At 49.3% G+C, this 6,404-nt stretch carries 4 protein-coding genes and 3 tRNA genes; all 7 read left to right on the top strand.

The genetic code is table 11. From position 1 onward, the window contains the following. The first annotated feature begins 17 nt into the window (after positions 1–17). The 7 genes from ACUTVW_RS26610 (at position 18) to ACUTVW_RS26580 (ending at position 6,343) form a co-directional block, all read left to right on the top strand. Positions 18–96, top strand: a tRNA-Leu gene (locus ACUTVW_RS26610). 7 nt (positions 97–103) lie between these two features. Next, a tRNA-Pro gene (locus ACUTVW_RS26605) sits at positions 104–177 on the top strand. A 13-nt stretch (positions 178–190) separates the two neighbouring features. Continuing rightward, a tRNA-Gly gene (locus ACUTVW_RS26600) sits at positions 191–261 on the top strand. Positions 262–776: 515 nt separating this feature from the next. After that, the gene (gene iolD, locus ACUTVW_RS26595; protein ID WP_445648478.1) at positions 777–2,642 is read left to right on the top strand and encodes a 3D-(3,5/4)-trihydroxycyclohexane-1,2-dione acylhydrolase (decyclizing); all 1,866 of its coding nucleotides are present in this window, start codon (positions 777–779) and stop codon (positions 2,640–2,642) included. 95 nt (positions 2,643–2,737) lie between these two features. Beyond that, positions 2,738–3,631, top strand: a complete 894-nt coding sequence (gene iolE, locus ACUTVW_RS26590) for a myo-inosose-2 dehydratase (protein ID WP_445648477.1) — start codon at positions 2,738–2,740, stop codon at positions 3,629–3,631. Between the two features lie 150 nt (positions 3,632–3,781). Then, entirely contained in the window at positions 3,782–4,792 is a 1,011-nt protein-coding gene (iolC, locus tag ACUTVW_RS26585) for a 5-dehydro-2-deoxygluconokinase (RefSeq protein ID WP_434748420.1), read from the top strand. Positions 4,793–4,867: 75 nt separating this feature from the next. After that, positions 4,868–6,343, top strand: a complete 1,476-nt coding sequence (locus ACUTVW_RS26580; RefSeq protein WP_445648476.1) for a CoA-acylating methylmalonate-semialdehyde dehydrogenase — start codon at positions 4,868–4,870, stop codon at positions 6,341–6,343. The last annotated feature ends 61 nt before the right edge of the window (positions 6,344–6,404 follow it).

The following is a 6,404-nucleotide window of genomic DNA, read 5'->3' as shown; positions in this document are numbered from 1 at the left end:
AACTAAATTTAAACTATGCCGGCGTGGCGGAATGGCAGACGCGCTCGACTCAAAATCGAGTGGGAAACCGTGGAGGTTCGAGTCCTCTCGCCGGTATTTATAACGGGATGTAGCTCAGCTTGGTAGAGCACCTGGTTTGGGACCAGGGGGTCGCATGTTCAAATCGTGTCATCCCGATTTTTTGTTTTATGCGGGTGTAGTTCAATGGTAGAACTTTAGCCTTCCAAGCTAATAGCGTGGGTTCGATTCCCATCACCCGCTTTATATATTGAAAAGAAGAAAGAGACACAATCTGTGGTCTCTTTCTTTTTTTGCATGGTAACGAAGTAATTCCCTACTTTTGTATTCTGTGGCCAAGTTTTCGTCGTATTTCTTCAGCCATTTCTTCAATCAACATAACATCAATACCCCCTCGTTGCGTTCCATCTAAATCCTTCAATGACTTCTGTTCACCCGATATCCAACCACAAATGCGCTTTAACCCACCGCGAATATCTTATTTAAAAAGAAATATAATCGTTGATCATTCAACCCTCATATTCCTCCAGCCATTAACTTAGTAATCGAAGAGATAAGGATTCCTGCGAGTCTCATTTTTTTGATCCCCTGTTTACGCAATTCATCCCCAAATTTAATAAAACGCTTACAAAAATAGCTTGCGAAAATGCTCAGCCTGTAATACCATATGAATTAAGCGCTTAACCTTCAGGGGTAAGGCGCTTAAACTTAACTTAGATTAAGCGCTTAACCCGTAAAGGAAAGGATGCGATCAATTCATGACAACGATTCGATTAACGATGGCTCAGGCCTTGCTTCGATACCTTGATCAGCAATATATCTCGGTGGACGGGGTGGAAACCAAGTTTGTAAAAGGAATTATCGGGATATTTGGACACGGGAACGTGACAGGGATCGGTGAAGCCCTGGAACGCAGCCCTGGAAGCCTGACGTATATGCAGGGGAAAAACGAACAAGGCATGGTGCACACAGCTGCAGCGTATGCCAAGCAGAAGAACCGCAAACAGATCTATGCATGCACAACGTCTATTGGCCCTGGTGCACTGAATATGATTACTGCAGCAGCAACGGCAACGGTGAACCGGATTCCGGTATTGCTTCTTCCTGGAGATAACTTCGCTACACGTGAGCCGGATCCAGTATTGCAACAACTTGAAGTAAGCAGCGACTATACGATATCTGCTACAGATCCGTTCAAAGCGGTCAGCAAATACTGGGATCGCATCGTGCGCCCTGAACAGCTAATGGTTGCTGTCACACATGCTATGCGTGTGCTGACTGACCCAGCTGAGACGGGTGCCGTTACATTGGCGCTGCCTCAGGATGTGCAGGCAGAAGCGTATGATTACCCAGAATCATTCTTTGCCCGCAAGGTGCATTATCTGGATCGCCGACCTCCTGTTCCAGCAGCAATTGAACGGGCAACACAGCAGATTGCTCGCGGCAGAAAGCCGTTGCTCGTTGCAGGCGGCGGGGTATTGTACTCTGAAGCATCTGCACAACTAATCGAGTTCGCGGAAGCCTTCGGTATTCCAATTGCCGAGACGCAAGCTGGCAAAAGTGCAGTATCGTGGGAGCACCCGCTTAATGTGGGGGCCATCGGGGTTACGGGTTCTCTGGCAGCCAATCGTTTGGCTAAAGAAGCAGATGTCGTGATCGGTGTGGGAACAAGATTCTCCGATTTTACCACGGCGTCACATGCTGCTTTCCAACATCCGGAAGTGAACTTTATCAATATTAACCTGAACAGTATGGATGCTGCGAAGTTAGGTGGGGAAGCCATATTGGCAGATGCTCGTGAAGGGTTGCAGGCACTGCAACAAGGATTACAGGCACAGCAGTACCGCAGTGCATACGGTGCATCCGAAGTGGCCGATCTCCGTGATCAATGGAATACAGAAGTGGATCGACTCTACGCTGCCGAGCATGAAGCCGGTTTGGCACAGACGAAAGCTGTCGGTATCGTGAATCGCACGATTGATCCATCATCAGTGATTGTATGTGCGGCAGGCAGTTTGCCAGGTGACCTGCATCGTTTGTGGCGTTCGACCGAACCGAAGACATACCACATGGAGTATGGGTTCTCTTGCATGGGATACGAGGTTAGTGGTGCATTCGGCGCAGCGCTTGCGGAGCCGGAACGTGAAGTATATGCCATGGTGGGTGACGGTAGTTACCTGATGCTGCATTCCGAACTGGTTACAAGCTTGCAGGAACAGAAGAAAATGACGGTTCTTTTATTTAATAATAATGGATTCCAGTGCATTCATAATCTGCAACGTGAGCACGGCAGTGATGGGTTTGGCAACGAGTTCCGTTATCGGGAAACGGAGAGCGGTCGTTTGACTGGTGAGTACATGTCTATGGATTTTGCGGCTCACGCTCGCAGTATGGGAGCGAAAGCTTATCGAGCAGAAACTGCCGAGCAACTGGAGCAAGCGCTTCGGGACGCCAAGAACGAAACGGTAACAACGTTGATTGAAATTCCGGTTGTACCGGGAACCAACACAGGCGGATATGAGTCGTGGTGGAATGTCGGTGTACCTGAAGTATCTGTTGAGGAAAAAGTAGTTCGGGCCCACGAGACGATGAAATCGAATCGCGGCAAAGCAAAACTGGTGTAGTTTCGGCTGCTAATTCCATCTACTCATTTATTTTATCAATAATTCGCTTCTCATAAGATCTGACAAAGTTGAACAACAAAAGGAGCCGTGGAACCATGAGCAAGCTGCCATTCCAGCTTGGGATTCATCCGATCAATTGGGTCGGCGAAGATGTGAAGGAACATGGTGATGATACAACATGTGCCCAGATTCTGGACGATATCCAGCGTCTGGGATTGACGGGTACTGAGATGGGACGCAAGTATCCGACCGATCACGCTGTATTGCGTGAAGAGCTGAGCAAGCGGAATATTAATCTGATCTCCCAGTGGAAATCCGTACTTTTCTCCGATCCGGCATATCGCCAAGCGGAACTGGACGACTATCGCAAACATGCTGAATTTCTGCAGTCCATGGGCAGTAAGGTCATTAGCACAGCGGAGGTTGGCGGGTCACTTCATTTTGATCCAAGACGGACACCACATGAAAAAGAAGTACTCAGACTCAGCGATGCTGAATGGCATGTTCTTGCTGAAGGTTTGAACCAAGCTGGTGCCATTGCCCAGGAGTATGGGCTTAAGCTCACCTATCACCATCACGGAGGCACGGTAGTTGAGCAACCGGAGGAAATTGATCGTTTGATGGAGCTCACCGACCCTTCACTGGTTTACTTACTCTTTGATACAGGCCATGCCTACTATGGTGGCGCTGATCCACTTCAGGTGCTGCGTAAACATTACGACCGGATTGCCTATATCCATCTGAAGGATATTCGCCCGGATGTGCTGGACCAGGCACGAGCGGAACAATCAGACTTTGTTGGCTGTATTCGCAGGGGAGTGTTCACTGTACCGGGGGATGGTTGCATTGATTTTGCACCAATATTGCAGGAACTGATCACTCGCGGATATAACGGCTGGGCGATGCTCGAAGGAGAACAAGATCCTGCCGTTCATAATCCGTATGAGTATGCAAAACGGTCTCTGAGTTACATGGAGTCTCTGTACTAGGACAGTAAAAACAGCGCAATGAAAGACAGTTAACCACCCTGGCATCTATATGTGTAGTAATAGAATGGGCCAATATGAATTCATATAAATGGAGTAGAAATCATCTTCTAACCAATCGAAATTCCCACCATAGAAAGGGGATCAACCGCAATGACTTACGTATCCTTTCCGGCATCCAGGAAAAAGGATTTCACTGCCATTGGCCGCTTGTGCATCGACTTGAATGCCAATGAGATCAACCGTCCGATGGAAGAGACAATGACATTCACCAAGTACGTTGGCGGTTCTCCGGCCAATATTACGATCGGCATGTCCAGACTCGGAATGGAGACAGCTTTCATCGGCAAAATCGCAGGTGATCAGATGGGCAGATTCATCCAAAGTTATCTGGAGAAGAACGGGATCGACACCTCTAATGTCGTGACTGACAACACGGGGGCAGTAACTGGACTTGCTTTTACCGAAATTAAAAGCCCGACAGATTGCAGTATCCTCATGTACCGCGATAATGTAGCGGATCTGTTATTGCAGGCCAGCGAAGTTCAGGAGCAACTCATTGCGGATTCCAAAGTCCTGTTGATTTCCGGTACGGCTCTCGCGCAGAGTCCATCACGGGAAGCCGTTATTCAAGCTCTGACTTATGCAAAAAAACATGGCACTGTCATCGTGTTTGATTTGGACTACCGTCCATACACATGGACATCGGATGAAGAGACGGCAGTTTACTATAACCTCGCTGCCGAGAAATGCGATATCATCCTGGGTACACGGGAAGAGTTCGATATGATGGAAACGTTTGAGAATAACCCGGATCATAGTGATCAGGTGACGGCACAGAAATGGTTTGATTTTTCAGCCAATATCGTTGTGATCAAACACGGAAAAGAAGGCTCTATCGCCTATACGCGTGAAGGGCTCTCACATCGGGCTAACAGTTACCCTGCTCGTGTTGTAAAAACGTTCGGTGCAGGTGACTCATACGCTGCAGGTTTCCTCTACGGCTTAATGCAAGGCTGGACGATTGAGCGAAGTATGGGCTACGGAAGCGCAGCAGCAAGCATCGTCATCTCCAGTCACAGCTGCTCGGATGCGATGCCAACCGTGGAACAGGTGAATGAATATATCGAACGCTGTGACCGGGGCGAAATCATTCCGTCCTAATGAGCTGCGTAGTCGATTATGAACCATAGAAGTTCATAAGCAAGGAATGCACATAAACGAGGGGAGACAGTACACATGGGAAAAGGGACTTCAGAAGCGTCTGCAACAGTGACAAATGTACAGAACTGGATCGGGGGTACTTGGGTAACCCCGATATCTACACGAACCGAAGCGGTGGTTAACCCGGCTACGGAAGAGATTATTGCATATGTGCCGCTGTCTGAACAAGCCGATGTCGATCAGGCCGTGCAGGCTGCACGGGCAGCATTCAAATCATGGAGCACCACACCGGTTCCTCGTCGTGCCCGTATTCTATTCCGTTACCAGCAGCTACTGGTGGAGCACTGGGAAGAGCTGGCCAAACTGGTGACTCTGGAGAACGGTAAGAGTTATGCCGAAGCTTATGGCGAAGTATTGCGCGGCATTGAGTGCGTGGAGTTCGCGGCAGGTGCGCCGAACCTCATGATGGGCAAACAGCTGCCTGACATTGCTACAGGACTTGAATCAGGTATGTACCGTTACCCAATCGGAGTCATCGGGGGAATCACACCGTTCAACTTCCCGATGATGGTACCATGCTGGATGTTCCCGCTGGCGATTGCCTGTGGTAACACCTTTGTTTTGAAACCGTCTGAGCGTACACCGCTTCTGGCGGGACGTTTGGCAGAGCTTTTCAAAGAAGCGGGACTTCCAGACGGCGTACTTAACATCGTTCACGGCGCACATGACGTTGTAAACGGACTGCTTGAGCATAAAGAAGTGGCTGCCATTTCATTTGTTGGCTCACAACCTGTTGCTGAATACATCTACAAAACGGCTTCGGCACACGGTAAACGTGTTCAGGCACTCGCTGGCGCAAAGAACCACTCCATCGTTATGCCGGATGCTGACCTTGATCTAACCGTAAAAGAGATCACAAGTGCAGCCTTTGGGTCAGCTGGTGAACGCTGCATGGCTTGTGCCGTTGTTGTGGCTGTCGGTGATGTGGCAGACGCCTTGGTGCAAAAGCTGGTAGAAGCGGCTGACCGCATTAACATTGGGAACGGTATGGACGAAGGTGTATTCCTGGGGCCGGTGATCCGCGGACCGCACAAAGAGCGTACACTGGGTTACATTGAGTCAGGTGAACAGGAAGGCGCAGCCTTGATTCGTGATGGACGCAAGGATCAGGCGACAGACGGCTCCGGTTATTTTGTAGGACCAACTGTATTTGATCATGTAGATAGCACTATGAAAATCTGGAAGGATGAAATTTTTGCTCCAGTACTTTCGGTAGCAAGAGTAGAAACGCTGGAGGAAGCGGTAGAGCTGGCTAATCGCTCGGATTTTGCCAACGGGGCATGTCTGTTTACTCGCAGCGGTGCGAATATGCGCCAGTTCCGTGAAACCATTGAAGCAGGTATGCTGGGCGTGAACCTGGGCGTACCAGCGCCGATGGCCTTCTTCCCATTCTCTGGTTGGAAGAAATCCTTCTACGGTGATCTGCACGCTAACGGCACCGATGGTGTGGAATTCTACACTCGCAAGAAAATGGTAACCACACGCTGGTAATCGTTTAACGCACAGTGCGTATGTGCAATAAAGGGGCTGAGTGATTGCTCAGCTCCTAACA

It is taken from the genome of Paenibacillus sp. TSA_86.1, from assembly GCF_052691815.1.
This window is presented reverse-complemented; position numbering and strand designations above follow the sequence as displayed.